General features: G+C 60.9%; 26 protein-coding genes, 1 tRNA gene and 2 pseudogenes. 16 read left to right on the top strand and 13 right to left on the bottom strand.

Features of this window, described 5'->3' with window-relative positions:
* Position 1: 1 nt before the first annotated feature.
* The 3 genes from USDA257_RS16835 to USDA257_RS16825 are packed head-to-tail and all read right to left on the bottom strand — an operon-like array spanning position 2 to position 1,254.
* Positions 2-430 (bottom strand): DUF2267 domain-containing protein, encoded by a 429-nt coding sequence (locus USDA257_RS16835; protein WP_196777084.1) that lies wholly within the window; start codon positions 428-430, stop codon positions 2-4.
* A complete protein-coding gene (gene yidD, locus USDA257_RS16830) occupies positions 427-804 on the bottom strand; it encodes a membrane protein insertion efficiency factor YidD (protein WP_014764157.1) in 378 nt (125 codons plus the stop codon). The genes USDA257_RS16835 and yidD overlap by 4 nt, the downstream gene beginning before the upstream one ends.
* A 3-nt stretch (positions 805-807) precedes the next feature.
* Complete coding sequence (locus tag USDA257_RS16825; protein ID WP_014764156.1) at positions 808-1,254, bottom strand: iron-sulfur cluster assembly scaffold protein; 447 nt, start codon at positions 1,252-1,254, stop codon at positions 808-810.
* A gap of 339 nt (positions 1,255-1,593) precedes the next feature.
* On the opposite strand from USDA257_RS16825, the gene folE reads away from it, so the two are divergent.
* The 3 genes and pseudogenes from folE to USDA257_RS16810 all read left to right on the top strand — a co-directional run bounded on the left by folE (position 1,594) and on the right by USDA257_RS16810 (position 4,041).
* Positions 1,594-2,211, top strand: a complete 618-nt coding sequence (folE, locus tag USDA257_RS16820; RefSeq protein ID WP_014764155.1) for a GTP cyclohydrolase I FolE — start codon at positions 1,594-1,596, stop codon at positions 2,209-2,211.
* 106 nt (positions 2,212-2,317) lie between these two features.
* Positions 2,318-2,770, top strand: coding sequence for a phosphoribosyl-AMP cyclohydrolase (gene hisI / locus USDA257_RS16815; protein ID WP_014764154.1), 453 nt, complete (start codon positions 2,318-2,320; stop codon positions 2,768-2,770).
* Between the two features lie 309 nt (positions 2,771-3,079).
* Positions 3,080-4,041 (top strand): annotated as a pseudogene (locus USDA257_RS16810) (patatin-like phospholipase family protein).
* Positions 4,042-4,138: 97 nt separating this feature from the next.
* Here the strand turns inward: USDA257_RS16810 and USDA257_RS16805 are convergent.
* Together USDA257_RS16805 and USDA257_RS16800 are read right to left on the bottom strand one after the other, a co-directional pair.
* Positions 4,139-4,567 (bottom strand): CBS domain-containing protein, encoded by a 429-nt coding sequence (locus tag USDA257_RS16805; RefSeq protein ID WP_014764151.1) that lies wholly within the window; start codon positions 4,565-4,567, stop codon positions 4,139-4,141.
* Between the two features lie 345 nt (positions 4,568-4,912).
* On the bottom strand, positions 4,913-5,638 hold the full coding sequence (locus USDA257_RS16800) for a rhomboid family intramembrane serine protease (RefSeq protein ID WP_014764150.1): 726 nt from the start codon (positions 5,636-5,638) through the stop codon (positions 4,913-4,915).
* Positions 5,639-6,004: 366 nt separating this feature from the next.
* Here USDA257_RS16800 and USDA257_RS16795 point away from each other — a divergent pair, with 366 nt between their 5' ends.
* From USDA257_RS16795 to USDA257_RS16770, 6 genes are all read left to right on the top strand, one after another.
* Positions 6,005-6,601, top strand: coding sequence for a PAS domain-containing protein (locus USDA257_RS16795; protein ID WP_048657399.1), 597 nt, complete (start codon positions 6,005-6,007; stop codon positions 6,599-6,601).
* Between the two features lie 92 nt (positions 6,602-6,693).
* Complete coding sequence (locus tag USDA257_RS16790) at positions 6,694-7,305, top strand: PilZ domain-containing protein (RefSeq protein ID WP_041414312.1); 612 nt, start codon at positions 6,694-6,696, stop codon at positions 7,303-7,305.
* A 523-nt stretch (positions 7,306-7,828) separates the two neighbouring features.
* Positions 7,829-8,434: a transglutaminase-like cysteine peptidase gene (locus USDA257_RS16785; RefSeq protein ID WP_014764148.1), complete on the top strand. Its 606-nt coding sequence runs from the start codon at positions 7,829-7,831 to the stop codon at positions 8,432-8,434.
* Between the two features lie 257 nt (positions 8,435-8,691).
* Positions 8,692-9,420, top strand: coding sequence for a hypothetical protein (locus tag USDA257_RS16780; RefSeq protein ID WP_014764147.1), 729 nt, complete (start codon positions 8,692-8,694; stop codon positions 9,418-9,420).
* Positions 9,421-9,599: 179 nt separating this feature from the next.
* Entirely contained in the window at positions 9,600-11,108 is a 1,509-nt protein-coding gene (locus USDA257_RS16775; RefSeq protein ID WP_041415346.1) for a D-alanyl-D-alanine carboxypeptidase, read from the top strand.
* Positions 11,109-11,180: 72 nt separating this feature from the next.
* Positions 11,181-11,450: a hypothetical protein gene (locus USDA257_RS16770; protein WP_014764145.1), complete on the top strand. Its 270-nt coding sequence runs from the start codon at positions 11,181-11,183 to the stop codon at positions 11,448-11,450.
* A gap of 38 nt (positions 11,451-11,488) precedes the next feature.
* On the opposite strand, the gene USDA257_RS16765 is transcribed toward USDA257_RS16770, so the two are convergent.
* Entirely contained in the window at positions 11,489-11,926 is a 438-nt protein-coding gene (locus tag USDA257_RS16765; protein ID WP_014764144.1) for a DUF1489 family protein, read from the bottom strand.
* 76 nt (positions 11,927-12,002) lie between these two features.
* Positions 12,003-13,403 (bottom strand): L-serine ammonia-lyase, encoded by a 1,401-nt coding sequence (locus tag USDA257_RS16760; protein ID WP_014764143.1) that lies wholly within the window; start codon positions 13,401-13,403, stop codon positions 12,003-12,005.
* Between the two features lie 276 nt (positions 13,404-13,679).
* Between USDA257_RS16760 and USDA257_RS16755 the strand changes: the two genes are divergently transcribed.
* The 3 genes and pseudogenes from USDA257_RS16755 to USDA257_RS16745 all read left to right on the top strand — a co-directional run bounded on the left by USDA257_RS16755 (position 13,680) and on the right by USDA257_RS16745 (position 16,284).
* Positions 13,680-14,366, top strand: a complete 687-nt coding sequence (locus USDA257_RS16755) for a DUF599 domain-containing protein (protein ID WP_014764141.1) — start codon at positions 13,680-13,682, stop codon at positions 14,364-14,366.
* A gap of 152 nt (positions 14,367-14,518) precedes the next feature.
* A pseudogene (locus USDA257_RS16750) lies at positions 14,519-15,536 on the top strand (heparan-alpha-glucosaminide N-acetyltransferase).
* A gap of 274 nt (positions 15,537-15,810) precedes the next feature.
* Positions 15,811-16,284 carry a methyltransferase family protein gene (locus USDA257_RS16745; RefSeq protein WP_014764139.1) on the top strand — a complete coding sequence of 158 codons (474 nt, stop codon included), beginning with the start codon at positions 15,811-15,813 and terminating at the stop codon, positions 16,282-16,284.
* A gap of 62 nt (positions 16,285-16,346) precedes the next feature.
* Here the strand turns inward: USDA257_RS16745 and USDA257_RS16740 are convergent, their stop codons facing one another.
* Positions 16,347-16,742 carry a MerR family transcriptional regulator gene (locus tag USDA257_RS16740; protein WP_014764138.1) on the bottom strand — a complete coding sequence of 132 codons (396 nt, stop codon included), beginning with the start codon at positions 16,740-16,742 and terminating at the stop codon, positions 16,347-16,349.
* Positions 16,743-16,797: 55 nt separating this feature from the next.
* Positions 16,798-18,219 (bottom strand): magnesium transporter, encoded by a 1,422-nt coding sequence (gene mgtE / locus USDA257_RS16735; protein WP_014764137.1) that lies wholly within the window; start codon positions 18,217-18,219, stop codon positions 16,798-16,800.
* 218 nt (positions 18,220-18,437) lie between these two features.
* Here mgtE and USDA257_RS16730 point away from each other — a divergent pair, with 218 nt between their 5' ends.
* From USDA257_RS16730 to USDA257_RS16720, 3 genes are all read left to right on the top strand, one after another.
* Positions 18,438-18,929, top strand: coding sequence for a peptide deformylase (locus USDA257_RS16730; protein WP_014764136.1), 492 nt, complete (start codon positions 18,438-18,440; stop codon positions 18,927-18,929).
* Positions 18,930-19,070: 141 nt separating this feature from the next.
* Positions 19,071-19,328: a hypothetical protein gene (locus USDA257_RS16725; protein ID WP_014764135.1), complete on the top strand. Its 258-nt coding sequence runs from the start codon at positions 19,071-19,073 to the stop codon at positions 19,326-19,328.
* A 61-nt stretch (positions 19,329-19,389) separates the two neighbouring features.
* Positions 19,390-19,758: a hypothetical protein gene (locus USDA257_RS16720; protein ID WP_041414309.1), complete on the top strand. Its 369-nt coding sequence runs from the start codon at positions 19,390-19,392 to the stop codon at positions 19,756-19,758.
* A 110-nt stretch (positions 19,759-19,868) separates the two neighbouring features.
* On the opposite strand, the gene USDA257_RS16715 is transcribed toward USDA257_RS16720, so the two are convergent.
* From USDA257_RS16715 to USDA257_RS16700, 4 genes are all read right to left on the bottom strand, one after another.
* Positions 19,869-21,422, bottom strand: a complete 1,554-nt coding sequence (locus USDA257_RS16715) for a SpoVR family protein (protein ID WP_014764134.1) — start codon at positions 21,420-21,422, stop codon at positions 19,869-19,871.
* Positions 21,423-21,434: 12 nt separating this feature from the next.
* A complete protein-coding gene (locus USDA257_RS16710) occupies positions 21,435-22,751 on the bottom strand; it encodes a YeaH/YhbH family protein (RefSeq protein ID WP_014764133.1) in 1,317 nt (438 codons plus the stop codon).
* 25 nt (positions 22,752-22,776) lie between these two features.
* A complete protein-coding gene (locus USDA257_RS16705; protein WP_014764132.1) occupies positions 22,777-24,726 on the bottom strand; it encodes a PrkA family serine protein kinase in 1,950 nt (649 codons plus the stop codon).
* A gap of 535 nt (positions 24,727-25,261) precedes the next feature.
* Positions 25,262-25,346, bottom strand: a tRNA-Leu gene (locus tag USDA257_RS16700).
* Positions 25,347-25,541: 195 nt separating this feature from the next.
* Between USDA257_RS16700 and lipB the strand changes: the two genes are divergently transcribed.
* Positions 25,542-26,267, top strand: coding sequence for a lipoyl(octanoyl) transferase LipB (gene lipB, locus USDA257_RS16695; RefSeq protein WP_041414308.1), 726 nt, complete (start codon positions 25,542-25,544; stop codon positions 26,265-26,267).
* The last annotated feature ends 11 nt before the right edge of the window (positions 26,268-26,278 follow it).

Here is a 26,278-nt window from a genome sequence, read left to right as displayed (position 1 = left end):
ATTACGCCCGCCAGAAATCCACGGCGCCCTGCGGAAGCCGCGAAAGCACGCGATCCAGCCTCACTTCATCGACGTTCCGCCGGAGCGCCGCGGCGACGTCGGCAATGGCCGAATCCGGCGACACATTGTGATTGCCGCGAAACCCCTGAACCTCCCGGGTCATCGCAACGCGGCCCGAGAAAGGCACCGTCGGCTCCTCGAGATCCCAATCCGCGACGAAGATCGCCCGCAGCACCGGCGGCAATACGCTGGCGAAGAGCAGCGCTTCGGAAATGTCCAGGCGGCGTCGAAAGGTCTCAAGCACCGCCTGCATCATCGTATAGGCCTGATTGGTCGTCTGTAGACCGGCTGTGTCGCGCGCATCGAGGATGAAGCGGTCAAAGTCGGCAGACGCCTGCCGATATTCCATCGGGATCGTCATGACGCTCACGCATCCTTTCGCCGACGCTGCCAAAAGCGCCATGGCGCATACCAGAGCTGGCGCGGCGCAACCATCTCCGGTACCGGATCGAATCCATGCGTCCCGCCGGGTCCGCAGCGCACGACGCGAAACAGCGTCAGCCACCCCCCGGCCCAGAGACCATGCCGGGCGATCGCCTCGAAGCCATATTCCGAGCAGGTGGGCAGGTGCCGACACGAATTGCCGATGAAACTCGACAGCGTCAGCTGGTAGGCGCGGATGGCGGCCATGCCAAAAAGCCGGCCAGGCGTCTTGCGGAACGGCCCGGACCAATTGCGGCCGCTGCCGGCGATGTCGGTCCGGCTACGTCCAAGAACCTGGTCAGACTGCGGCTTTCCGCACATATTTCACACTGCCGTTGCGAGGCGCTTCGTCTCGATCTGGCCGATCGCGTCGACAACCGCGTCGAAGGTAAGCATCGTCGAGGCATGGCGCGCCTTGTAGTCCCGAACGGGCATCAGAAAGCGCATGTCCTCGAAGCGGCCGGCAGGCCCCTCTCCGTCCGCCTTCAGCATCGCCAGCATGTCCTCGCGCGCCTTGCGGATTTCCGCCGCTTGCGCGCCGACGACATGGCGGGCCATGATCGAGGAGGATGCCTGACCAAGTGCGCAGGCCTTCACGTCGTGGGCAAAATCGGTGACGACGTCCCCGTCCATCTTCAGCCAGATCCGCACTTTCGACCCGCAGAGCTTCGAATGCGCGGCAGCTTCAGCATCCGCATCGGCGAGCATGCCGATGCGGGGAATGTTGCCGGCGAATTCGAGAATCCTGCTGTTATAAATGTCATCCATCATTTGACGCGATCCGGCTGGTTTTTCGCGGTTTTGAGTGATCGGCGCATGATTTTCTCCGGTAGAGGGGAAAAAAGCACGACGCGCTCCGTTGGGCCTCTTTCATCCATGTGGCACCATACTATATGCTATGTCGTGTTGGGGTGACAGTTCCGCAAGGGGATAAGTGTCGCCTGTTGTTTGGGAAACCGTGCCGGACGGTCCAGTGCACTGCTAAGCCAGGACCGGAAAGCCCCGGAGCCCGCCAACGGAACCCAAGCCTGCAGGGATAGGCGAATGGCCAATGGCGAGTTGTCCGAAAGATAAAACGTCAGCAATCCCGGATTGCTCAAAAGAGGCCATATGGACGCCATAGTAAAGAATTTCCCTGTGCTCGACGACACCAGTGGTCGGCCGACGCAGAAAGAAGCCGAGGAAGCTGTTCGCGTACTGCTGCGCTGGGCAGGCGAAGACCCAACCCGAGAAGGCCTGAAGGACACCCCGACGCGTGTCGTCAAATCCTATCGGGAAATTTTCGGCGGCTACGACCTCGTCGCCGAGGACGTGCTTGGCCGGACCTTCGAAGAAGTCTCCGGCTACGACGACATCGTCCTCGAGAAGGACATCCCGTTCTATTCGCATTGCGAACACCACATGGTGCCGATCATCGGCAAGGCGCATGTCGCCTATCTGCCGAACGGCCGCGTCCTGGGCCTCTCCAAGATCGCCCGTGTCGTCGATATCTATGCGCGGCGCCTGCAGACGCAGGAGTCGATGACGGCGCAAATCGCCAGGGCCATCGACGAGACGCTCGCTCCGCGCGGCGTCGCTGTGATGATCGAGGCCGAGCATCTGTGCATGGCGATGCGCGGCATCAAGAAGCAGGGCGCGACAACACTGACGACCACCTTTACCGGTGCCTTCAAGACAGAGCCGGCCGAGCAGGCCCGTTTCATGACCATGTTGAGGGGCTTCAAGTAAGCTCCGCCGCGGCATGCTTCCTCGAATGGAAAGCATGCCGCAGTTCAAGGTGCAGCGAGCACTGGGTGCCTGAAAAGGCGCACGGCGCTGTAGTGGAGCTTTCGCGATGACGCTTACTTTTGCTGCTCCCTCAAACGACAAGGCCGAACTGGAAACAGGCTCGGCCTTTACGCCCCGCTTCGACGAGAAAGGTTTGGTCACGGCCGTCGTGACGGACTCCCGCGACGGCGAATTGCTGATGGTCGCGCATATGAATGCCGAAGCATTGGCACTGACAATCGAAACCGGCATCGCCCACTACTACAGCCGCTCGCGCAACAGCCTGTGGAAGAAGGGCGAAAGCTCCGGCAACGTGCAGACGGTCCAGGAAATCAGGACCGATTGCGACCAGGACGCCATCTGGCTGAAGGTGACCGTGGCCGGCCACGACGCAACCTGTCATACGGGACGCCGTTCCTGCTTCTACCGCACGGTGGGGCTCGAGGACGGTCAGGCGAGAGTAACGCTTGCGGATGAGCGCAGACTTTTCGATCCGGCACAGATCTACGCCGAAAGATAGGTCCAGCCCGCAGCATCTGGATTTTCTTCGCACATCTCCGTGTTATATTCATTCTTTAGAAACTAAACGGGCGCCTAATCATTAAACGTAAAGTTGGTTCCTGCGGTAACTGCGGCGTGCCGAAATGTGCTGCAACTTGTATCCAATGTTTACTGGGCCGGCCGCATTGGCGACAGGTTCGGTGCTATATCTCAAATCCTGGTGCCAGCCTTTCAGCTATGAATGTGGACAAGGCCGGCACCATCGCCGGCTTGGCAGGGTCTCCTACAAGACGCGCGCATATTGGTTCGGCGGTGTTGGAGGTGCCGGATGTTGAACTGGACGTTTACGCGCAACAACCAGATAGCCGACCTGTCCGGCCCTAATGGCACATCGCTGACGACCACCCCCCTGAACCAGTCCCACTTCCTGCGAAGCCGAAGATCGCGATAGCACTCGGCGGCGGCGCGGCACGCGGCTGGGCGCATATCGGGGTATTGAGAGCGCTCGATGAAGAGGGTATCGAGGTCGGCATGATCGCCGGCACGTCCATCGGTGCGCTCGTCGGCGGCTGCTATCTCGCCGGCAAGCTCGACGAGTTGGAGGCCTTCGCCCGGTCCCTGACCGTCCGCCGCATCGCCAGCCTGCTCGATTTCGCGATCGGCGGCGGCGGCCTGTTCGGCGGCCTGCGGCTCACCAAACGCATGCAGGAGCATCTCGAACATATCAGCATCGAGGAACTCGACCGCCCCTTCATCGCCGTCGCCACCGAAGTTCACAGCGGCCACGAGGTCTGGCTGGAGAAGGGGTCGCTGATCACCTCTATTCGCGCGTCCTACGCGCTGCCGGGGATTTTCGAGCCGATCCATGCGAATGGCCGCACCCTGATCGACGGCGCGCTCGTCAATCCCGTTCCCGTCTCGGTCTGCCGCGCTTACGAGCAGCAGCTCGTCGTCGCCGTCAACCTTAACTACGATCTTTATGGCCGTTCCGCCGTCGTCAAGCACAGCGCCGGTATGGAAGCCCTCGATGCCCCCGCCAGGACGGGCAGTGCCTATTCGGCGCGCCTCGGCATGACGAGCGTCATGGTGCAGGCCTTCAACATCATCCAGGACCGCATTTCGCGCGCTCGTCTGGCCGGCGATCCGCCGGATCTGGCGCTCCATCCGAAGCTGAACGACATCGGACTGTCGGAGTTTCACCGCGCCGGTGAAGCGATCGAACGCGGCTACCTGGAGGCGAAGGCCAAGCTCGCCGAGATCAAGCGAATGCAGGAAGCACTCATCCGATAGTCGCCGCGCGGCACAGCATTCTGGAAAGATTGGAGAGGTTGTCCATTGCGCGTGTCTACGACCCGCGATGGGGGTGGGCGGCGCCACCCCCTCGACTCTATCCGGCAATATACGCCTTGATCTCTTCGGTCTCGCGCTCGATGGCGCGAATATGATACTTCACCACGTCGCCAATCGACACGATGCCGGCCAGGCGGCCCTCGCTTTCGACCGGGAGATGGCGCGCGCGGAATTTGCTCATCATCTCCATCAGGCTTTGCACGGTCATTTCCTCGCCGCAGCAATAGACGTTCTGCCACATAACCGAGGAAACCGGCTTGTCGAGGCAGCTGGCGCCATATTTGGCGATGGAGGCGACGACGTCGCGTTCGGTGAGAATGCCGACAATACAATCATCCGCATCGACGACAACGACTGCGCCGATATGATTGTCGTGGAGAAATGTTACCGCCTGCTGCACCGTCACCTGAGGCGTCACGGTTACGACATTGCGGCCCTTTTCGTTGAGAATCGCTTTAACTGACATGCACACATCTCCCGTTGCGACAATTCCGGGCTCGCGGGACGTGGTTCAGGCCGTATCAGTCGCTACGCTCGCATCCAGACGCTCGTGGCGATGCTTTGCGCACAGACGGCCGCAGGAACCTGACCCGATATAGCCTTCGTGCCTCCACACGAAACCGCCCGATACCCGGCCTTTCAGCGGCCGCTTCCCGATCGGATGATCGGCGACCGTGGTGAATGGTGCGTCAGTACTCCAATGAAATCAAGCCTTCGCCTAGCGTCCTTCGGTCTCTTCTGGGCAACTGACCATCACGATGGTCCTGGTGCTGAAACAATCCATCACTCGCCAAACAGGCCGGATGCGGCCTTAGTCACGCGGATCGAACAGGCGGAACAGCAGGAAACCGAAGAGGAAACCGCCGATATGCGCCTCCCAGGCGACACTTCCCGCCCCTCCCATCGAAAACAGGCCGAGTCCGACGAGGAAGTTGGTCAGGAACCATATTCCGGTGAAGACCAACACGGAACGGTTTGCGAGCGTTTCCGTGAGGGAAAGGCGCCGATTGAGATGGGCGAATTGACGGCTGATGCGTCCGCTCGGCGAGAAGACGAAGCGCGCCGCCGCGCCCATGAAACCGGAGACGACACCGGAAGCGCCGATGACCACCGCCATCTCGCCCCAGTGGAAGACGACGTGCAGGGCAACGGCCGCCGCTGCCGATAGGCACCAGAAGATGGCCAGCCGCGCAATGCCGATGCGCCGCACGACCGGCGCTCCAAACGCGACCATCCAGAAGATGTTGAAGATCAGGTGCTCCCAACTGCCGTGGAGAAAGGAATAGGTCACGGGTGTCCAGAGCCAGACGAGACCCTGCTCACCAAGCGGAATCGTGTAGCGCGCCGGCAGGAAAGCAAAGTTCAGGATGACTTCCTGATCCAGTGCTTCCGACAAAAGGTAGGTTCTGATCGCGTGGATTGCGATCAGGAACAGCAGAACGAAGCTCAGGCCGCGTGGAAGGTTGAAGGCGGGTTCCCGGCTGCGGGCGGCCGTGCTGTCGCCATCGACCGATGTCGCCGGCTGATCCTGTTCCATCGCTCTCTTCCTGCTCACACACCACCGGCGGTCGTGCCTCGGTCGACCGGACGAATGCCGGCGACGGCGCGCAAAGGGATAAGCAAACAAAAAAGGCCGTCCAGCAAAAACTGAACGGCCGCCGAGCCCAATTCCAGTGCTCCAGTCGATGTGCCGAAGGCAACCCTTCGTGAAGTGATAGCGACGGAATGCCAGCCGGCAGCCTCGCGGGCAAGCGAAACCGATCATTAACCTTAATTCCGGCGTGGCACGGAAATCGCTCCGTCGTTTCCAGGGACCGAGCGAGAGCGCGCCGCCTGTATCACTCCGGTACAGCCGACCCGCTCAATAAGGAAGTGAACCGCCCATATGCACAGCAGAACAACAATGAAGCTGTTCCAATACTGGAATGCCGCCCGAGGAGATCGCGACCTTCCCCGCCGGGACGAAATCGATCCGTCGCATATCCGTTCGCTGCTGCCGGATCTGTTCATTCTTCAAAGACGGGCAAGCGGCGGCATCAACTTTCGTCTTGCAGGCACCCGGGTCTGCGCGCTGTTCGGTCGTGAGTTGCGCGACCGGCAAATCGCCGACCTCTGGTTGAACTCGGATGCGGACGGGGTCGCCCGTACCGCCGACCAGGTGATGACGCAATTGACGCCCCTGCTGTTATATGCGAGCGGCGCCACGGAAGCCGGTGAAGAGCTCGAGGTCGAACTGCTGCTTGCGCCGCTCGCGTCGTCCGACGGCACGAACGATCGGCTGCTCGGCGCGCTATCCCCCCTGTCCCGCCCGGGATGGCTGCACATGACACCGCTCACTCATCTTGTCGCAACCGGCCTCAGCCTTCCCGATACTTCACGGAATTTTCCGCTCGATCGGCCCCAATCCTCAGGAACAAAAGTCAGCGTTGCAGGATGGCGCGGAGGGGACAATCGGAAGCTGTTGCATCTGCGTATCCTCGAAGGCGGGAAAAGCGGCTGACTTGCGATTGGATCCGGACTTCTGACGAACCTTCTATTAACCGGCGAGACCTATACTTCCGCGTGCAAGCATACGTCGATCGCAGAGTGACCATGTTCTCGTTTCAGCACGCCCAAAACAGCGGCCCGAGGCCACACCAGGAGAACGCCTTTCAGCGCGTTTCCGTAAATCTCACAGGGCGGCTGATGCTTGCCAATCGCGACGAATATGAATGCACTGCGGTCGACATGTCGCCGGGCGACGTCCTTTTTGCGTCTGCCGCCCGCCCGCGCGCCGGTGAGCGCATCATTGCCTATATCGATCATGTCGGCCGACTCGAAGGCACCGTCTCAAGGCTCGCCGAGGATGCGTTCGTCATCCAGTTGAACGCCACCGAGCGCAAACGCGAGAAGCTCGCCGCGCAGCTCACCTGGATCGCCAACAAGCACGAACTCGGACTGCCCGAAGACCGGCGCCACGACCGGCTTGCGCCACGCAAGATCGTGACCGAGCTCACCGTCGACAGCGGCGAGAAGTATACTTGCCGCATCATCGACCTTTCGCTCTCGGGCGCAGCGGTCGATATCGACATTCGTCCCGCCATAGGAACGGCGGTCAGGCTCGGCAATGGCATGAAGGGCAGGATCGTGCGCCATTTCCAGGAGGGCGTCGCGATCGAGTTTTCCGGAATCCAGGCGCGCGAGTCGCTGACCGAGTTCCTCTAAGTCCGGAGCGATACGACCCACGCCGACCTCTGAGGCGGCGCTGAATTCTGGACCCTCCTTCCTTTTCCCCTGAACCGTACACCTCGCCTGTCCGAGCGCGCCTCCATCGCTACAGCTCACTTTGCGAATTGCACGCCACCTTCCTGTATTGGCGTCAGCCGCGCCGAGCTGGATCGGAAATATTCTTTGGTTAATCGCCGGTTACGACAAGTGCGCCGCCGATTAACTTTATCGCTACCGTTTGGCTCATTCCCGGTCGGACGACCGAGGCCGTGCGGTGTGATGCGCAGCGCGCGCTCGAACCCTCCCCGTAAAAATCGATATATTTCAAACGGATACGCGACGCCGATATCCATCCGTGACCTTGATTGCTAAATTTTGAATCAAATTTTATTCTTGTTCGACTTAAATTATATTCTAATTTTATTCTTAAGCTGTTCTAATTTGTACTTGTTTTTACCTCGTATCTTCGCCGGCGATAAAAATCTCTGTGCCATTGTCGAACCACAACGGGGAGACAAACATGCACAAGACAATCGCCAAGACGATCGCCGCCGTGGCTCTGATAGCAGGCTTGCTGGCCGGCCCGGCCCACGCCCTTCCGGCAAACATGACCGTGGGCGGCTCGACGAACCCGCCGGTTGGCCATTACGAGTTCTGCAAGGGCCATTCGTCCGAGTGCTTCGCAACAGCTGATCCTGGCCCGGCGGTACTGACGCGCGAAGGCTGGAAGACAATTCTCGCGGTCAACCACGCGATCAACCAGGCCATCACGCCGATGACCGACATGGAAATCCACGGCGTGGAAGAGAAGTGGTCCTATCCGGACGTCGTTGGCGATTGCGAGGACTATGTCCTCCTGAAGCGCCGCAAGCTGATCGAGAGCGGCTTCTCCCCAGCCGACCTCCTGATCACCGTCGTCCTGCAGCAGAACGGCGACGGCCACGCGGTCCTGACGGTGCGCACCGATCGCGGCGATTTCATCCTCGACAATATGCGCAGCAAGGTCCTGCTGTGGTCGGAGACCGAATACACCTTTCTGAAGCGCCAGTCCTCGGAGAATGCCGGACGCTGGGTGAAGCTGCAGGATGGCCGCGCCGTTGCCGTCGGTACGATCCGCACCGAGTAAGCAGAACCCCCGGCTATCACCATGCGACCCGGGCTTCGGTCAGTCCTTGTCCCCGTCCAGACCAAGCCCTCGGGCCGGTTCCGTTTGTCCCCGGAACCGGTCCTTATTTCTGGGTGCGAGACCCGGCGCCGCGCTTCACCGAAAATTAACCATGCTGAGCGAGCGTCAGGGGGCGCCCCCGCCCTCGACATCAGACTGCAGGGCGGACGAGCGCGCCATCTTAATTCGCCACGCCATCGCAACGGACGGCGCCTCTCGTGAACACGCCCCTGAGTCCCCAGCCGGAACTTGCCCCGCTTCTCTCGCCGCGCTTCGCCTACAAGATCACGGCGATCGTCGGCTTTCTGGCGACGCTCGTATTGGCCATTTCCCTGTCCAGTCAGTGGTTCGGCGAGAATCTGGCGCGCGGCGGACACACTTCCAGTCGCGGTAGCTTCGATATTTTCATCGGAGGGGACCACCTGCGCCTGCCGGCCAACGCCATACGCTTCGAGAGTCAGCGCGCCACTGGGGTCGCCGAGCGTGTCGACCTCTATCTCACCTGGCCGGCGCTTGAGGGCTACAGTGACGAGACCCGTCATGTATTTAACAATGTCGACCAACCGGAAAAGCTGATCTTCATACAGGCCGCCCAAAGCACGATGTCACGCGACATGTCCGGGAGGCTCGAGCCGATCTATCGCCACGTCCTGGAGAGCGACCCGCAACCCGGCCCGGCCGGGCTGACCAGATACGAAGCCAAGCCGAGTTCCAGCTATGGCGGCGAGGTCTTCTTCACTGCCCCTCGACCCGGGCGTCCGCCGTTCGTCCTGCGCTGCCTCCTGCCGGAGAGCCCAGCGGCCTCGACAAGCGCCGATTGCCAGCGAGACTTTCACACGGGCAAAGATCTCACCATTCTCTACCGTTTCTCGGCAAGGTTGCTGCCGGATTGGCAGGCAATCGACGCGTCGATGGAAAGATTCATTCGGGACCGACTCGTGCCGTGAATTTGTCACAGAGTCGTGGTCGACGCACCTGCTCGCCGATGCGGCCAGCGGATGCCATTCCCGAACAAACGACCAGCCCCGGAAACCAATCATTCATCATAAACCGATTGGTAACGCTATCCCGATACTGTCTCGGGAACGGTCGCATCCGGAAACGGTCTCCGGACGACACCCACGACATAAGAATGAAGAGCAGCGCAGTGTCTCGATCCGTTTTTTTTGATCTCGCGAAACGTCCGCTCGGCGGCCTTTCAAAGTGGGCTGGACGAATTGTCCTCGCTGGCGTTATCGCCAGTTTGGCCTTCTCGGCGCCGGCATTTGCCAATTCGAAATATGCCGGCATCGTCGTCGATGCGAAATCCGGCAAAGTGCTTTATGGCGAGGATGCGGACCAGCTGCGCTATCCGGCCTCGCTCACCAAGATGATGACGCTGTATCTCACCTTCGAGGCGCTCGAGGCCGGCCGGATCAGCAAATCCACACCCGTTCCCTTCTCCAAGAAGGCGGCGGCGGAGCCGCCGTCGAAGCTTGGCGTGCGTGCCGGCAAGTCGATCACCGTGGAACAGGCGATCCTTTCGCTCGTCACGCGGTCGGCAAACGACGCGGCGACGGCGCTTGGTGAGCTGCTCGGCGGGTCCGAACAGCGCTTCGCCCGCATGATGACGAACAAGGCGCGCGCCCTCGGCATGACGCGCACGACCTATCGCAATGCCAATGGCCTGCCTAATGGCGAGCAGAAGACGACCGCCCGTGACCAGGCGCGGCTCGGTCTCGCCCTGCGGCAGCATTTCCCGCAATATTACGATTACTTCTCGACCCGCAGCTTCCGGTTCGGCAAGCAGACGATCGGCAACCACAACCGCCTCCTCGGCAATGTACGCGGCGTCGACGGCATCAAGACAGGTTATACGCGCGCTTCCGGATTCAACCTGGTGACCTCCGCTCAATTCGATGGCCGCAGCATCGTTGCCGTGGTCATGGGCGGGACGTCCGGCGGTTCCCGCGATGCGCAGATGCGCAAGCTGGTCGCCAAGTATATGCCGGCCGCCTCCCGTCGCGGCAACGGCAACCTGATCGCCGAAGCGCCGGCAACACCGGTCGAGATCGTCGCGGAAACGGCCGCCGCCGAGACCGAGGTCGCTGCAGCCGCACCCGTTGCCGCGCCGGCTTCGAACCTGCCGAATACCGGCCCGGTGCCGGATTTCCGTTATAGCGGCGAAAGCGCCGGCAGCGTCGAGATGGCCTATGCAGCCGCCGAACCCGCCTCGGACAACCCGGTTCTCGCCGCCAAGGCAGCGCCGAACACGCTCGAAGCCCAAAGCGCCAAGCTTGCCCGACAGGCCGCCGTCTCCGCCGATGTCGACTCGCAAATCACCAATTCGGTCGCCAAGGCAGAAGCTTCGGCCGGCACGGAGGCCAAGCTGCAGGCGGACGTACAACCGCAGGGCTGGGTCATCCAGATCGGTGCCACGGCCGACAAGGCGCAGGCCATGACCCTCCTCGGCAATGCCAAGGAAAAAGGCGGCAAGGTGCTGCGCGATGCAAAGCCGTTCGCGGTGGCTTTCGGCGACGGTTCGGCGCAGGTGTATCGTGCGCGCTTCGGCGGCTTCGACGATCAGAACAAGGCAGTCAACGCCTGCAAGGTCTTGAAGAAGAAGGGATTCGCCTGCTGGGCCAGCCAGCAGTGACAGACACGACTCGGCCGGACGCGTGTTTCCGGCCGTCCTCCTCGGAAATTGTATAGCGTAACGAGGTTTGTCATGGCAGTGAACGAGAATGTCCCCGGCGTTGTTGCGATGCCGGGAAAAAAGGGAAAGCCCTCGCGGATCGGCCTGCATCCGCTCCATGAGGCGGCCATGCGCATAGCGGATGCCGGTCTCAACCGCTCCAAAGCCAAGACGCGAGATCTGGTGGCCATGCTGCTGACGCATGGCGCCCGCGCCTGGCGTTCGACCCAGCCGCGGGCGGGAATACATCTCCACGTGACGGCAGCCGGTCGCCGGCATCCCTTGAGAATCCGGATCGATTGAGACTCAGCGCGGCATTTTGATTGCGGGCGAATTTGCTTCTACAGAAGTCCGAGTTCTGCAAGTTCACGCCGCAGTTCGAGCGGCATCTCCCCGCCATCGGAGGAAAGCGAAGCGAGATCGCGCGGCGCCTCCTTTTCCTCCAGATACCGCCAACCCTGGAAGGCGCGGCGCGGCTGGAGTTCGGTTTCCACCACCTGTGGTCCGAGGATGAGATTGCAGCGGCCGATGCCCTCGCCGTCGGTGAAGGTCTCGATGCCGATCAGCGGCTGGCGCGCCTGGACATAACCCTTGATCACCCAGTAGAGCGATCCGCCGCCCAGAAGGCCCTCGGTGCGTTTCGGAACCATGCGGGTCGTATGAAAGGAATGGGGCTCCTGCCCGGCAGCGACAGCCGCCAAGGCCTTGCGCGAAACCCACTCGCGCAAGTCTTCGACGGATTCTGCGCCGACGCAGAGCTTTATGAGATGCAAGGCCATGGCAGTGCTTGAACACCCGTCCGCCGGTCACGGTCAAGCGCAATGAGCGGATTCGTCCACAAAAGCCGCTTCAGCGTCAGCACTCGACGACATTGACCGCAAGACCGCCGGTAGAGGTTTCCTTGTATTTTTCGTTCATGTCGACGCCGGTCTGCCGCATCGTCTCGATGCAGGCATCGAGCGGCACGAAGTGCTTGCCGTCGCCCTTCAGCGCAAGCGACGCGGCCGTAACCGCTTTCACCGCGCCGAGCGCGTTGCGCTCGATGCAAGGCACCTGGACGAGGCCGGCGACGGGATCGCAGGTCATGCCGAGATGGTGCTCCAGCGCGATCTCGGCCGCATTCTCGACCTGCTCGGGCGTGCCGCCCATCACCGCTGCGAGGCCGGCCGCCGCCATCGCGGAAGCCGAGCCGACCTCGCCTTGACAGCCGACCTCCGCACCGGAGATCGAGGCGTTGTGCTTGATGATGCCGCCGACCGCGGCGGCCGTCAGAAGGTAGTCGCGAATGCCGTCCTGATCGGCATCCTCATGAAAATGCAGATAGTAGCGGATCGTCGCCGGGACGACTCCGGCGGCACCATTGGTCGGCGAGGTAACCACCCGGCCGCCGGCAGCATTCTCTTCATTGACGGCCATGGCATAGACGCTCAGCCAATCGTTGGCGAGCAAGGGATTGGTCTTGTTGGAGCGCCACTCCTCCTGCAATTTGTCATGAATTGCACGGGCCCGGCGGCGAACCTTCAGGCCGCCCGGCATGATCCCGTCCTGGCTGAGGCCGCGATCGATGCAGGCGCTCATCGCCGACCAGATGCGATCGAGACCGGCGTCGAGTTCCTCTCTCGACATCGAACATTCCTCATTGGCCCGTTTCATCTGGGCAATCGTCAGTCCGGAGCGCGCCGCCATGTCGAGCATCTGCTGAGCGGTGGCGAAGGGATAAGGAATCTTGGCGCCGGCAGGCTTGTTCTTTGCCGCCCGCATTGCTTCGAGCTCCGTGTCGGTGACCACGAAACCGCCGCCGATCGAATAATAAATCCGCTTCAACAGCAGCCGGCCATCTCGGTCGAAGGCGGAAAAGGACATGCCGTTGGCGTGACCCGGCAGCGGCACCTTCTTGTCGAAGAGGAGATCTGTCCTCGGCTGGAACGCATAGGAGGGGTGACCGGGAGGCGTGATGCGGCCCGTTCGCTCAACCTCGTCGATGACCGCGTCCATCCGGTCCGGATCGACCAGATCGGGCCGCTCGCCCATCAGCCCCAGGATCACCGCCCTGCCCGTGCCGTGGCCGATGCCCGTATGGGCCAGCGATCCATGCAGGCTGACCTTGATGGCGCCTACTGCGGCGTGCGACGGACGTGGCCATTCGTCCGACAGGATAAGATCGAGAAACCGGTTTGCCGCCGACATTGGCCCCATCGTGTGTGAGCTCGAAGGACCGATACCGATCTTGAAAACGTCGAAGACGGAAAGAAACATGAATTGCCTGCCCAGCGCCTGACAGAGCTCCCGCCTGAGTGGGAACCAAAGCCCTGTCGATGATTAGATCGTAACCGGTCCCGAATCCTTCCGAAGGCGGTCCGATCTTCCTTATATAGGGTGAAAGCCTATGCGATCCTATGCCGATCGGTCAGGTGATCGACCGACATCGGATTCTGTCCGTGCGACATCGCGGGACCCGGCTGCCTCGTCGCAACGAGTCCGGGCAGGCTGCGGCGATCTTGCATTTTCAAACGGCCATGCCAAAAGACGTGCATGACAATCGAAGATTACATTGCACTCTGCATCTTCCTCCTGCTGTGGGGCAGCTTCAATTGGGCGACCGATGCCCGGCGCAATTTCAAGCGCGTCAGCTTGACCCGTTTGATGAACGAAAATAGAGCGCGGTGGATTCGCAACTCGCTCAACCGCGACCTGAAGATGATCGACACCCAGATCATCGCCGGCCTGCAGGCCGGCACCGCCTTCTTCGCCTCGACGACGATTTTCGCGCTCGGCGGTTGCTTTGCGCTGCTCGGCGCGACCGAACAGGTGCAGATGATCTTCAACGACCTGCCGCAGGTTTTTCGCGGTGGACGGGCAGGATTCGAACTTAAGGTCGGCGGACTGACCTGCCTGTTCGGCTATTCCTTCTTCAAGTTCGGCTGGTCCTATCGGCTGTTCAACTACTGCTCCATCCTCATGGGCGGCATTCCGATGACGGCCGACATGTCGCGCGATCGCCACTCCGGCGAACGGGCCGCCGAGCGCGCCATTCGGATGAACATCCTCGCCGCCAAGCATTTCAATGCCGGCCTGAGGGCGATCTTCCTGTCGATCGGCTATCTCGGTTGGTTCATCAGCCCCTATATCTTCATCGTGCTGACGGGCTTCGTGATTTTCGTGCTTACTCGCCGGCAATTCTTCTCCGAAGCACGCGAGGCGCTGATCGCAGAGGCCTGATGGATTGCCCCCTCCTCCGTTGGCTGTTGATCACCAGCATAGAGGCGTTTGCTGCTGGACAAAGCCGCGCATCGGCCTTCATTTCAACATAGTCGCGACGCGACTGCGAAATGCCGAACGCATTCCCCTTCTCCCAACAGGAAGGCGACTACATGCCTGATACGCCTGCGACGACGATCGACGAAACGCCGGCTCCGCAGCCGAGCGTGACGAGGTCCGGTCGAATTGATCTCCTCGACGCGCTGCGCGGCCTCGCGCTGGTCGCCATGGCAATCTATCACTTCACGTGGGATCTCGAGTTCTTCGGCTATGTGGCGGCGGGTACGGCTGGCACGGGCGGTTGGAGGCTGTTTGCGAGGCTGATCGCCAGCAGCTTTCTGTTTCTCGCCGGTTACAGCCTGGTGCTCGGCCACGGTCCGAAATTCCGCGTGCGTCCATTCCTGCGGCGCTTCGCGAAAATCGCCGGAGCGGCAGCGGTCATCAGCATCGCCACCTGGTTCGCCGTTCCCCAGTCTTTCATCTTTTTCGGCATTCTCCACGCGATCGCGGCGGCAAGCCTTGTCGGTCTCCTCTTCCTGCGGCTCCCGGCGGCGGTCTCCTTCCTCGCCGCCGCCGCTGCCTTCGCCGCGCCGCTTTACCTGCGCTCGGCCGTCTTCGACACGCCGGCGCTCTGGTGGATCGGGCTCTCCGAGACGATCCCCCGCTCCAATGATTACGTGCCGCTGCTGCCGTGGCTGGCACCGTTTCTCCTCGGCCTCGGCACGGCGAAACTGCTCCACCCGATGCTCTCGGCCCGGTGGCGGTCCGCGCAAGGCGACGCGGGGCATCGCAGGCTGTGGATCAAGCCCCTCGCTTTCGGCGGGCGCCACAGTCTGGCCATATACCTCATACACCAGCCGCTGCTTATGGGGCTCGTCTATGCTTTCTCTCTCATCGTTCCCGCCCCCGGTACCGGGCCCGGCGCAGGCCTACCGCCTGAACTGCGAGCAGGCCTGCAACCGCCAAGAACCGAATATCTCGTGCAGCGCCTTTTGCGGCTGCACGCTCGACCGGCTGAAAGAGCAGAACCTGTTCGAGGATCTAAACCTGGGGAAGATCGACATGAGGACTGATGAACGCATTGCGCGCATCGCGACTCAGTGCACAATGGAAGCACAGTCGGGGGACTAGAGCCTTTCATGGCTAAATGGAAACAATTCTGTTGGCTCAAGCGGCGCGGAATGTTTGCTCGGCTGGCGCGCGGCGTAGCCCGAGCATACGCCCAAGCCAGCCGAGCAAACAGGCCCCCCGCTTCAGCCAACCCGAAGGGCCGGGCATCCTTCCGAAAGGATCAGAGGCGATCGCCTCGGCCGTGCATCCGGGTACGACCTTCGTCAATCGCCTCCGCCCTGACGAAGCCTGCTCCGGCAGAATGTTTCCAGTTAGCCATGAAAGGCTCTAGGACATGAACGCCTATCGTGCCAAGCCGCTGAATTTCCCGTGGCCTCCGCTCATCTATGGTGCGGCGGCCCTGGCGGCTTTGGGGCTGGGCCGCGTTTTTCCCATCCCCGTCGCCCACGGGCACAGCTGGGTTCCATGGCTAGCGGGATGCGCCTTGATCCTTCTGGCGGTTTCACTTGATCTCTGGGCCGTCAAGACCCTCCTTGAACGCCACACGGCCGTACTTCCCCACCGTTGCGCAACCTGCCTCGTCACCGGCGGGCCATTCCGCTTCACCCGAAATCCGATTTATCTCGGCTATACCTTCGTGATGGTCGGCCTTGGCCTCATCACCCTCAATCCCTGGTTCTTCGTCATGGGGATCGTTGCCGTCGCCCTGACGACGCTGATCGCCGTCCGCAACGAGGAGCGTCACCTGCTTTCGCGTTTCGGCTTCGAATTCGAACGCTATTGCCGCCACACGACACGGTGGATCTGAACGGCGGACGAAAGAAAGCGGCGCGCGGCCACCTCTCGACGGACAGCGGATTTTTTCGCGTGTTATGTCCCGACGCCGATCTCGGCGAGGCGCGTCAGGCAGGCCTCCTCGACATTGTCGAGCTCGGCAAGCGTATCCTCGATATCCTTACGCTTCTGCCGCAGGTCCTCGCGCTTCTCCTCGACGCGCTTCATCAGGAGCTGCAATTGGCCCATTTCGCCCGGAGGGTCCTTATAGACCGAGATAATCTCGCGGATTTCCGCAATGGTGAAACCGATGCGCCGGCCGCGCAGGATTTCCTTGATCAGATGTCGATCGGCTGGCCGAAACAGGCGCGTGCGTCCGCGGCGCTCCGGATGGATGAGACCTTCATCCTCGTAGAAGCGAAGCGTTCGGGTGGAGATACCGAATTCCCGCGTCAATTCCGTAATGCTATAATATTTGTTCACGCCCGCCATTCCATCCAATCACAGGTTCACTATCATTGACTTTGACGTAAAAGTCAAACACGGCTCATGTGACGTGGAACCACCAGGTGGCGATGCCGAGAAAGCTGAAAAAGCCGGTGATATCCGTGACCGCCGTCACGAAGACCGCGGAGGAGACGGCCGGATCGGCGCCGGATTTGTCCAGGAGAAGCGGGATCAGGATGCCGGCTAGTGCCGCTGCCATCATGTTGATCAACATGGCCGTTGCGATGATGCCGCCGATATGGACGTTCTGAAACCAAAAGCCTGCCACAAGGCCGATGAAGCTGCCGAAGATCATGCCGTTCAAGAGGCCGACGCCCGCTTCGCGGCGGATGATTCGTGGCGCGTTGTGGATATCGAGACCGCGCGTCGCGAGCGCCCGCACAGTCACGGTCATCGTCTGCGAGCCGGCATTGCCGCCCATGCCGGCGACGATCGGCATGAGAATGGCGAGTGCGACGATCTGCTGGATCGTGGCATCGAAGAGGCCAATGACGGACGCCGAGATGCAGGCGGTCATCGAATTGACGAACAGCCAGGGGACGCGCGAGCGGGAAGCTTCGACGACCGAATCCGACAGTTCCTCGTCGCCGACGCCGCTGAGGCGCAGCAGGTCCTCCTCGGCCTCCTCCTGGATGACGTCGACGACATCGTCGATCGTCAAAACCCCGACCAGCCGCCCATTGTCGTCCACGACGGCCGCCGACAGGAGGTCGTACTGCTCGAAAAGCTGAGCCGCTTCCTCCTGGTCCATTTCAGCCGGGACCGAGTGACTGGTGTCGCGCATGATCGCATCGATCTTCACCGATCGCTTGGTGCGCAGCACACGGTCCAAATCGACGGTGCCGAGCAGTTTGAAGGTAGGATCGATCACGAAGATCTGCGTGAAGCTGTCGGGGAGATCCTCGTCCTCGCGCATGTAATCGATTGTCTGACCAACCGTCCAAAAGGGCGGCACGGCCACGAACTCGGTCTGCATGCGTCGGCCGGCGGTGCTTTCCGGATAGTCGAGCGAACGGCGCAGACGAACGCGCTCGGTGAAGGGCAGCTTGGCGAGGATCTCCTCCTGATCCTCCTGATCGAGGTCCTCGAGAATATAGACTGCGTCGTCCGAATCCATCTCGCCGATCGCCTCGGCGATCTGCTCATTCGGCAGGTGCTCGACGATATCGAGGCGGATCGCCTCGTCGACCTCGGTCAGCGCCGCAAGGTCGAACTCTTTTCCAAGCAGCGAGACAAGCGCCAGGCGCTGTTCCGCTTGGATTGCCTCGAGCAGATCGCCCAATTCGGACGCGTGCAGCCCGGCGACGTGCTTGCGGAGATAGATCGTGTCGCGGTCGGCAATCGCGGCACCGACATGCATGAGGAAATCCGACCGCACCGAGCCGTCGTCGGCATAGATATCCGAACCTTCGAAGGCAGCGATTTCATCGGAACTGCGGTCGTCGTCGCCTGTATCGCTCATGGACCCGCCCTCCAAAAGAATACGCCGCCCGAACCTGCGCTATAGACAGCCCATTGCCCTGCTAGCGCAAAGCTCTGCCCAGGTCCACACATCCACGCCGGGCCGCGGACCTTTTCTCCAAGCTGTTGCAAATGCACATGAAAAAAGTGAAATGAGTAAGGCCTGCCGGCACCACCCGAAAGCGACAGGACGGTCATTCACACAAGAGAGCATCCTGCATGGCTATTCGACCCATCATCCGGTTTCCAAACGCGGCCCTCGGCAAGAGCGCCGAAACGGTCAGCCGCTTCGACAATGACCTTCGCAGCCTTGTCGACGATCTCACCGAGACGATGCGTGCGGCTCCCGGAATCGGCATCACCGGGCCGCATATCGGCGTCCTGCAACGGGTGACGGTGATCGAACTTGATCGCCAGGCAGGTCCCCGAATCTTCGTCAATCCGCAGATCGTCTGGCACTCTAAAGAGACGACGCGTCACAGCGAGGGCAGCGTCTCGATGCCCGGCATTACCGAAGAGGTGGAGCGGCCGGGCAGCGTTCGCGTCCGTTACCAGACGATTTCGGGCGAGACGGTCGAGGAAGAGGCAAGCGGACTGATGGCGGTCTGCCTTCAGCACGAGATCGACCAGCTCGACGGCATCTTCTGGATCCGTCGGCTGTCGAGGCTGAAGCGCGAACGGGCGGTGAAGCGGTTGGAAAAGCTGACCTGACATCCTGATCGGCGCGCCAAGGTTGCGCTGCGGCTTCCAGTTCAATAGGGTCGCGCCGCTCCGGAAGCCCGCCGCCCTCTGACGAATTGGGAAGATCAGAGCCGAACTCGGCAGTTCCGGAATGAAACCGAAGGACATGCGATGAAACTTCTGCACCTCCCCCTCCTCTGCGCCATAGCGCTTACAGGATGCACCGCCACGCCCGACCTCGAGCCGCTTCCCGGAAGCCTCACCTATGGGGAAACGGCCTCGTCCCGAAAGACGCTGGCCGCGCCGGGCACGAAGATACAGAACCGGTTCCTTCATGAGGGCCGAACGGTCTACGAGACCTACGAGGTTCAGCCCGATCACACCTACAAGCTCATTCGCCGCAGCATGGTCGATTCCTTGGGCGACTAACCCTCGTCGGAACATTGCGATGCCGAGCCCGTTCTCCAAGGAAATCTAAGGAGACGATGCCATGGCCAAATATCTCGATGAACGCGGCGATCCGGCAACCGCGACGCATGACTCCGAGAGAGAGAGTTTTTCGGCTGCGGAGGCGAAGCAAGGCCGCAGCGGGACCGCGATTCTGGCGGTACTCCTCGGCGGGCTCATGCTAGCCTTCATCGTTTGGGGCGCGGTCGAAATTTGGGGCGAAAGCATAGACAGCGACCGAACGGCGGAAACGGAGCAGATGCAGCCGGGGCCGTCGCCTGAACAAACCGGCAGCGTCAATCAAGATCAGTCCACGCCAGCTATACCCGCGCCGACGGACCGCGACCCGACCGCGCAAACTGGAACCGGCGGAGAGATGCAGCAGGTTGCGCCCGACGGCACGGAGAAGTGACTGCCAACCGTAGACGTCGTAGCGACATGGCCCCTCGGTCGCGATGATTTCACCCCGAAATCGTCGCGATTTCCGAGCGGTGGCCTATGTCGGAAAGCGCAGATCGCCCTTCACTCTTCCTCGATATCCGCCGTCGAGCACTCGTAGAGTGTCTCGCCCGTTTCAGGCTCGACACCGGCAAGGCTGACCTCATAACCCCACAGATGGCGTACATGTCGGAGCGTGGCGTCGCGGCTGGCCTCCTCGAGAAGAATGCCATTCTTGACATTGTGCTGCAGCCGCAAGTGGCGATCCCCCAAGAGGTCGACATCCATGACCTGAATGTCCGGCTGATTCGCGCCAATGTCATAGCTGCGTGCAAGGGCGGCGCGAATGGCCTCGTAACCGCGCTCGTTGTGGATCGAGGCGACCTCGCAATACTTTTCGTCCGCCTCATCCGACAACAGGAAAAGCCTGAATTTGCGTATCAGTGTCGGGCTCAAATACTGCAGGATGAAGGACTCGTCGCGGTGGTTCGCCCAGGCGTCCAGCAGCGTCTCGCGCCAGTTGCCGCTGCCGGCGATCTCGGGAAACCAGTCCCGGTCCTCGGCCGTGGGATCGACGCAGATTCGCTCGATGTCCTGCATCATGGCGAAACCGAGCGCATAAGGGTTGATTCCAGGAAAGCGCGGATCGTCGAAAGACGGTTGGAAGACGACATTGGTGTGGCTCTGGAGAATTTCCAGCATCGCGCCTTCGGTTATCCTCCCCTGTTCAAAGAAATTGTTCATGATCGTGTAGTGAACGAAGGTCGCGCATCCCTCGTTCATCACCTTGGTCTGCCGCTGTGGGTAGAAGTACTGGGCGATGACACGGACGATCCGCAGGATTTCCCGCTGCCAGGGTTCGAGGATGAGGCTGGTCTTCTCCAGGAAATAGAGAAGATTCTCGTCGGGCAGGTTGAGCGCCTTCTTGCGCTCCGACACGTCGCGTTCGAGGGCGTCCGGGTCGCTGCTCTCGCTCGTCGTCGGAAGGGTCCGCCAAAGATCGCTATAGGTCTGCTCCTCGTATTCCAGTCTTTCCCGCATCCGCTCCCGCTCCTTTTCCGACGACAGCCTCGGAGGCCGCCGATAGCGGAAGACGCCTTGATCCATGAGGGCGTGGGCGGAATCGAGAATGGCCTCGACGGCCGTGGTCCCGTAGCGCTCTTCGCATTTGGTAATGTATTTCTTGGCGAACTCCATGTAGCTCAGGATAGCGCTGGCATCGGTCCATTGCCGGAACAGGTAATTGTTCTTGAAGAAATGATTGTGGCCAAAGGCCGCGTGCGCCGTCACCAGGGCCTGCATGGCCATGGTGTTTTCTTCCATCAGATAGGTGATGCAGGGATTGGAGTTGATGACCAACTCGTAGGCGAGCCCGCGTCTGCCTCTGCGATAAAGATTGTCCTCGAAAACGAAGCGCTTCCCGAAGGACCAGTGCTGGTACATCAGCGGCATGCCGACGGAGGAATAGGCGTCGAGCATCTGCTCGGAAGAGATGATCTCGAGCTGGTTGGGATAGACGTCGAGGCCAAGGTCCTCGAGCGCCACGGTCTCGATCGCATCATAGGTGCGCGCGAGCGTCTCGAAATTCCAGTCGGAACCCTGAAACAGGAGGTTTGAAGCCGCACCCTTTTTTGGCATCCCGGTCGCCTCTCACTTACGCACTTGCACTGCCGGCTGCTTGCCGAAGAGTTTCCGGAAGACGGGATAGATGTCGGCCGGCTTGGCGATGCGGGTCATCTGGAAATTCGGCCACTCGCCATCGACCGTTCGATAGGCACGCCAGAGCGAGGTTCCATTGTCGGTGGTGCCGAAAATTTCCGTCTCGCGCTCGTCGATGATCTCGACATAGGCGTAATACTGGCAGAGCCGCATCAATTCATCGTGCAGGAGCGACGCGCAACGTTCCGAGTCGCCGGAAATGTTCTCGCCATCCGAGGCTTGCGCCGCATAGATATTCCATTCGCGGGCCGGATAACGCTCCCGAATGACGCGGAGCATCTCCTCTAGCGCCGTCGAGACGATCGTGCCGCCGCTCTGCTTGCTGTAGAAGAAGGTGTTCTCGTCCACTTCGCCGGCCTCGTCCGTGTGGCGAATGAAGACGATGTCAATCCTATCGTAACGCCGCTTCAGAAAGAGGTGCAGCAGTACGAAGAAGCGCTTCGCGAGGTCCTTCTCGCGTTCGCCCATGGAAGCGGACACATCCATCAGGCAGAACATCACGGCGCTGGCATTCGGCAGCGGCTGCGGCTCGAACCGATTGAAGCGGATGTCGACCGGATCGACATAGGGAATGCGCCGGCGCCGCCGCTCCAGCTTTTCCAGCTTCTCACGCAGTTCCTCGAGGTGCTGCTGGTGCTTCGCGCCGGACTTCGGCTCTGCCTGCAGCTTGGCGATCTCCTCGGCGATCGCTTCCACTTCCCGTCGCCCCGGTCGGTGTAGGGCGATGCGGCGGCCAAAGCTGTTGCGCATCGTGCGGCCGACGTTGATATTTGTGGGCGAGCCCGTCGCGGCAAAGCCGGCGCGGCGCCGTTTGAAGGCGACGGACTCCTTCAGGTTGAGCTTGACCATATCGGGAAGTTCCAGGTCCTCGAAGAAGAGATCGAGGACCTCCTCGCGCGAAAGGACGAATTGAAATTCGTCCTCGCTCCGTCCGGTGCCGGCACCCGCGCCCGTGGCACCCCCGCCGGAAGCCCGCTTCGGAAGACGATCCCCCGCCGCGAACTCGCGATTGCCGGGCAGGACATATTGCCGTTCGCCGGAGTCACCGGCCGGCTGGAACGTCGGCTCGCCGACGCCGCGGGCGGGCATCGTCACATTGTGTTCAGCGTCGACGTCGGCGATCTTTCCCGACTTGACCTGTTCCTTGATGGCCCGCTTCAGTTCCTCGCGCGCGCGCTTCAGGAAGCGCTGCCTGTTACCGAGACTCTTGTCCTTCGGGTTAAGGCGGCGGTCGATAAAGTTCGGCATGTGCTGCCCCCTGTTAACCGCACGCTTACCCTGCCTTGTTCACGCGCATGTACCAGTCGACCAGTCGACGTACCTGGCGCTCGGTGTAGCCGCGCTCCTTCATGCGCTGGACGAATTCCGCATGTTGCTTCTCGGTCGCGCTGTCCTTCTTGGAACCGAAGCTGATAACCGGCAACAGGTCCTCGACCTGACCGAACATGCGTTTCTCGATGACTTCCCGCAGCTTCTCGTAGCTCGTCCAGGACGGGTTACGGCCGTGGTTCTTGGCACGGGCCCGCAAGGTGAACTTGACGACCTCGTTGCGGAAGTCCTTCGGGTTGGCAATGCCCGCCGGCTTCTCGATCTGCGACAGCTCGCTGTCGAGGATCTTGCGGTTGAGGATCTGCCCCGTGTCGGGGTCCTTGAAGTCCTGGTCCTCAAGCCATGCATCGGCATAGGCGATGTAGCGGTCGAAGAGGTTCTGGCCGTATTCGCTGTAGGATTCCAGATAGGCCTTCTGGATCTCATGGCCGATGAATTCGGCATAGCGGCTGGCGAGTTCCGACTTGATGAAGTCGAGATAGGCCGCTTCCGTTTCTTTCGCGAACTGCTCCCGCTTGATGGCCTGTTCCATGATGTACATCAGGTGAACGGGGTCGGCGGCGACCTCCTTCGTATCGTAGTTGAAGGTTTCCGACAGAACCTTGAAGGCGAAACGCGTGCTGACGCCCGTCATGGCTTCGTCAACGCCGGCGGCATCACGATATTCCTGAACCGAGCGGGCCTTGGGATCTACGTCCTTGAGGTTCTCGCCGTCATAGACGCGCATCTTCGTGTAAAGCGACGAGTTCTCGTGCGGAACGAGCCGGGTGGAGACCGTAAAGCGGCTCAGGATCTCCAGCACCTCCGGTGCGCAGGGATTGCTGAAAAGCTCGCTCTCGCGGAGAAGCTTCTCGTAGATCATCTTCTCCTCGGTGACGCGCAGGCAATAGGGAACCTTGACCACCAGGATGCGGTCGAGGAACGCCTCGTTGTTGCGGTTGTTCTTGAACTGCAGCCATTCCGATTCGTTCGAGTGCGCCAGGATCGTGCCCTGATACGGGAAGGCACCGAAGTTTTCCGTACCGTTGTAGCTGCCCTCCTGGGTCGCCGTCAGAAGCGGGTGCAGGACCTTGATCGGAGCCTTGAACATCTCCACGAATTCGAGCAGCCCCTGCGTGGTGCGGTTCAGACCGCCGCTATAGGAATAGGCATCCGGGTCCGCCTGGCTGTAATTCTCCAATTGGCGGATGTCGACCTTGCCGACCAGCGAGGACACGTCCTGATTGTTTTCGTCTCCGGGTTCCGTCTTTGCAATGGCGATCTGACGCAGGCGCGACGGCGTCAGCTTGACGACGCTGAATTTCGATATGTCGCCGCCGACCTCGTCGAGCCGCTTTGCGGCCCAGGGCGAAATCAGGCCGGTAAGCCTTCGCCTTGCAATGCCGTATTTGTCCTCCAGGAGGTCGGCCATGCGCTCGGGATGAAATAGGCCCAGCGGAGACTCGAAGACCGGGCTGATCTTGCCGTCGACCATCAGCGTATAGATCGGCCGCTGCTCCATGAGCTTCTTCAGCCGCTCCGCAAGCGACGACTTACCGCCGCCGACCGGACCCAGGAGGTAGAGAATCTGCTTGCGCTCTTCGAGGCCCTGGGCGGCGTAGCGGAAGTAGCCCACGATTCGCTCGATCGTGTCTTCCATGCCGAAGAAATCGGAGAAGGCCGGATAGATCTTGATGGTTCGGTTTGAGAATATTCGGCCGAGGCGCTCGTCAGCGCTGGTATCGATGAGGATCGGTTCCCCGATGGCATCCACCATCCGCTCCTGCGCGGTGGCGTACATAGTCTTGTCGTCGCGACATGCGAGGAGATATTCCTGTAGACTTATCTCTTCTTGCGCTGCACTCGAATAAATCTCCGAAAAGAGGTCGAAGACGTCAGATTCACTCCTTTGCATCGTGCTCTCCCGCGGCAAGCCGCTTGGTTGAACCGGGATCGCTGCCATTCGGCTATTGCTTCAAGTGAACGGTTTCCTGACTTCAAAGTTCCTTTTTAACCGGCACTGAAAACGGATGCCGAAGCAGCAGCTCACGACGACTATCCGCATATCAGTTCGGGACCGATCGATCGGCGCCTCATCAGATGCTTGAGAACGCCATTGCGCAAGACTCGTCGCTCTGTCACCCCATCATGCCGGCGCTTCTCGCGAATCCGTCATGACAATAAGAGCATAACCAAAACCCGGCCATTCGCCGACTTTTTTTTTAGGATTTCACGAATTTAGCGGTAAACAATGTTGTGTAGAGACGGTGACATCGTGAGTAGCCTAGTCGGGCACTCTCTAACAATTCCGGGAAAGAAACGACGCCCGTATGTAGGAGAGCGAGCTGCGGCAACCTGGCGGCCGAGCTCATCGAGATGTCCACGCGTCGACGTCTGGCAAATAAAAACCCCGTCCAACCAGAAGGTTACGGGGCCTTTTTAATCTTTGATGGTGCGGTCGAGAAGACTCGAACTTCCACGGGTTGCCCCACAGCGACCTCAACGCTGCGCGTCTACCAATTCCGCCACGACCGCATCGTGGTAGGTGCCGATTGCGTCGGCGGGGCTGCATGTAGCAAAAGGATTCGGGGTGCACAAGGGTATGACGACAGAAATTTGACGCGAAATGGAACTATTTCCATGGCCTCTCCGCGAAGCTCTGGAAACGCTGGACTCTTGCTGCGCGCGGCCCCATGTACAGGCCGGAAAAATCGTCAATGCAGGCTTCCTATGCAGCGTGAGACTCTCAGCCAAACTATGTTTGCGCCGCCGGAATCGCCGCCGGTGCGCTGGCGCATCGCCCCTACCCTCGTCGATTATCCAGAGGCGGTCGAGACAATGGAGCGGGAGGCGGCCTCCATTGCGGACGGCACCGCCGACGAATTGGTCTGGCTGGTCGAGCATCCCCCCCTCTACACGGCCGGGACGAGTGCGAATGAAACCGACCTGGTGATGCCCGGACGCTTTCCCGTGTTTGCGACTGGTCGCGGCGGCGAGTACACCTATCACGGCCCGGGACAGCGGGTCGTTTATGTGATGCTCGACTTGAAGCGCCGCCGCCAGGACGTTCGCGGTTTCGTCGCGGCGCTTGAAAGTGTCGTCATTGCAACACTCGGTTCGATGAACATCAAGGGCGAGCGCCGCGAGGACCGCGTTGGCGTCTGGGTGCGCCGTCCGGAAAAGCCGCCGCTCATCGACGGATCAATGGCCGAAGACAAGATCGCCGCTATCGGCATCCGGCTGCGCAGATGGGTCAGCTTCCATGGTTTCTCGCTGAACGTCGATCCGGATCTCGATCATTTCGGCGGCATCGTGCCCTGCGGCATTCGGGCCTATGGCGTGACCAGCCTTGTCGACCTGGGCCTGCCGGTGATGATGTCCGACGTGGATATCCGGATCAGGGAAGCGTTCGAGATGGTTTTCGGTCCGACGCGCACCGACAACGGGTGGGAATAAGCGGAACCGGC

It is taken from the genome of Sinorhizobium fredii USDA 257 (genome assembly GCF_000265205.3).
Taxonomy (GTDB): Bacteria; Pseudomonadota; Alphaproteobacteria; order Rhizobiales; family Rhizobiaceae; genus Sinorhizobium; species Sinorhizobium fredii_B.
This window is presented reverse-complemented; position numbering and strand designations above follow the sequence as displayed.

Coding starts and splice junctions, on each gene's coding strand:
- yidD (WP_014764157.1), bottom strand. CDS start 804: ATGTGCGGAAAGCCGCAGTCTGACCAGGTTCTTGGACGTAGCCGGACC.
- USDA257_RS16825 (WP_014764156.1), bottom strand. CDS start 1,254: ATGATGGATGACATTTATAACAGCAGGATTCTCGAATTCGCCGGCAAC.
- folE (WP_014764155.1), top strand. CDS start 1,594: ATGGACGCCATAGTAAAGAATTTCCCTGTGCTCGACGACACCAGTGGT.
- hisI (WP_014764154.1), top strand. CDS start 2,318: ATGACGCTTACTTTTGCTGCTCCCTCAAACGACAAGGCCGAACTGGAA.
- USDA257_RS16805 (WP_014764151.1), bottom strand. CDS start 4,567: ATGTCAGTTAAAGCGATTCTCAACGAAAAGGGCCGCAATGTCGTAACC.
- USDA257_RS16800 (WP_014764150.1), bottom strand. CDS start 5,638: ATGGAACAGGATCAGCCGGCGACATCGGTCGATGGCGACAGCACGGCC.
- USDA257_RS16795 (WP_048657399.1), top strand. CDS start 6,005: ATGAAGCTGTTCCAATACTGGAATGCCGCCCGAGGAGATCGCGACCTT.
- USDA257_RS16790 (WP_041414312.1), top strand. CDS start 6,694: ATGTTCTCGTTTCAGCACGCCCAAAACAGCGGCCCGAGGCCACACCAG.
- USDA257_RS16785 (WP_014764148.1), top strand. CDS start 7,829: ATGCACAAGACAATCGCCAAGACGATCGCCGCCGTGGCTCTGATAGCA.
- USDA257_RS16770 (WP_014764145.1), top strand. CDS start 11,181: ATGGCAGTGAACGAGAATGTCCCCGGCGTTGTTGCGATGCCGGGAAAA.
- USDA257_RS16765 (WP_014764144.1), bottom strand. CDS start 11,926: ATGGCCTTGCATCTCATAAAGCTCTGCGTCGGCGCAGAATCCGTCGAA.
- USDA257_RS16760 (WP_014764143.1), bottom strand. CDS start 13,403: ATGTTTCTTTCCGTCTTCGACGTTTTCAAGATCGGTATCGGTCCTTCG.
- USDA257_RS16755 (WP_014764141.1), top strand. CDS start 13,680: ATGACAATCGAAGATTACATTGCACTCTGCATCTTCCTCCTGCTGTGG.
- USDA257_RS16745 (WP_014764139.1), top strand. CDS start 15,811: ATGAACGCCTATCGTGCCAAGCCGCTGAATTTCCCGTGGCCTCCGCTC.
- USDA257_RS16740 (WP_014764138.1), bottom strand. CDS start 16,742: ATGGCGGGCGTGAACAAATATTATAGCATTACGGAATTGACGCGGGAA.
- mgtE (WP_014764137.1), bottom strand. CDS start 18,219: ATGAGCGATACAGGCGACGACGACCGCAGTTCCGATGAAATCGCTGCC.
- USDA257_RS16730 (WP_014764136.1), top strand. CDS start 18,438: ATGGCTATTCGACCCATCATCCGGTTTCCAAACGCGGCCCTCGGCAAG.
- USDA257_RS16725 (WP_014764135.1), top strand. CDS start 19,071: ATGAAACTTCTGCACCTCCCCCTCCTCTGCGCCATAGCGCTTACAGGA.
- USDA257_RS16720 (WP_041414309.1), top strand. CDS start 19,390: ATGGCCAAATATCTCGATGAACGCGGCGATCCGGCAACCGCGACGCAT.
- USDA257_RS16715 (WP_014764134.1), bottom strand. CDS start 21,422: ATGCCAAAAAAGGGTGCGGCTTCAAACCTCCTGTTTCAGGGTTCCGAC.
- USDA257_RS16710 (WP_014764133.1), bottom strand. CDS start 22,751: ATGCCGAACTTTATCGACCGCCGCCTTAACCCGAAGGACAAGAGTCTC.
- USDA257_RS16705 (WP_014764132.1), bottom strand. CDS start 24,726: ATGCAAAGGAGTGAATCTGACGTCTTCGACCTCTTTTCGGAGATTTAT.
- lipB (WP_041414308.1), top strand. CDS start 25,542: ATGCAGCGTGAGACTCTCAGCCAAACTATGTTTGCGCCGCCGGAATCG.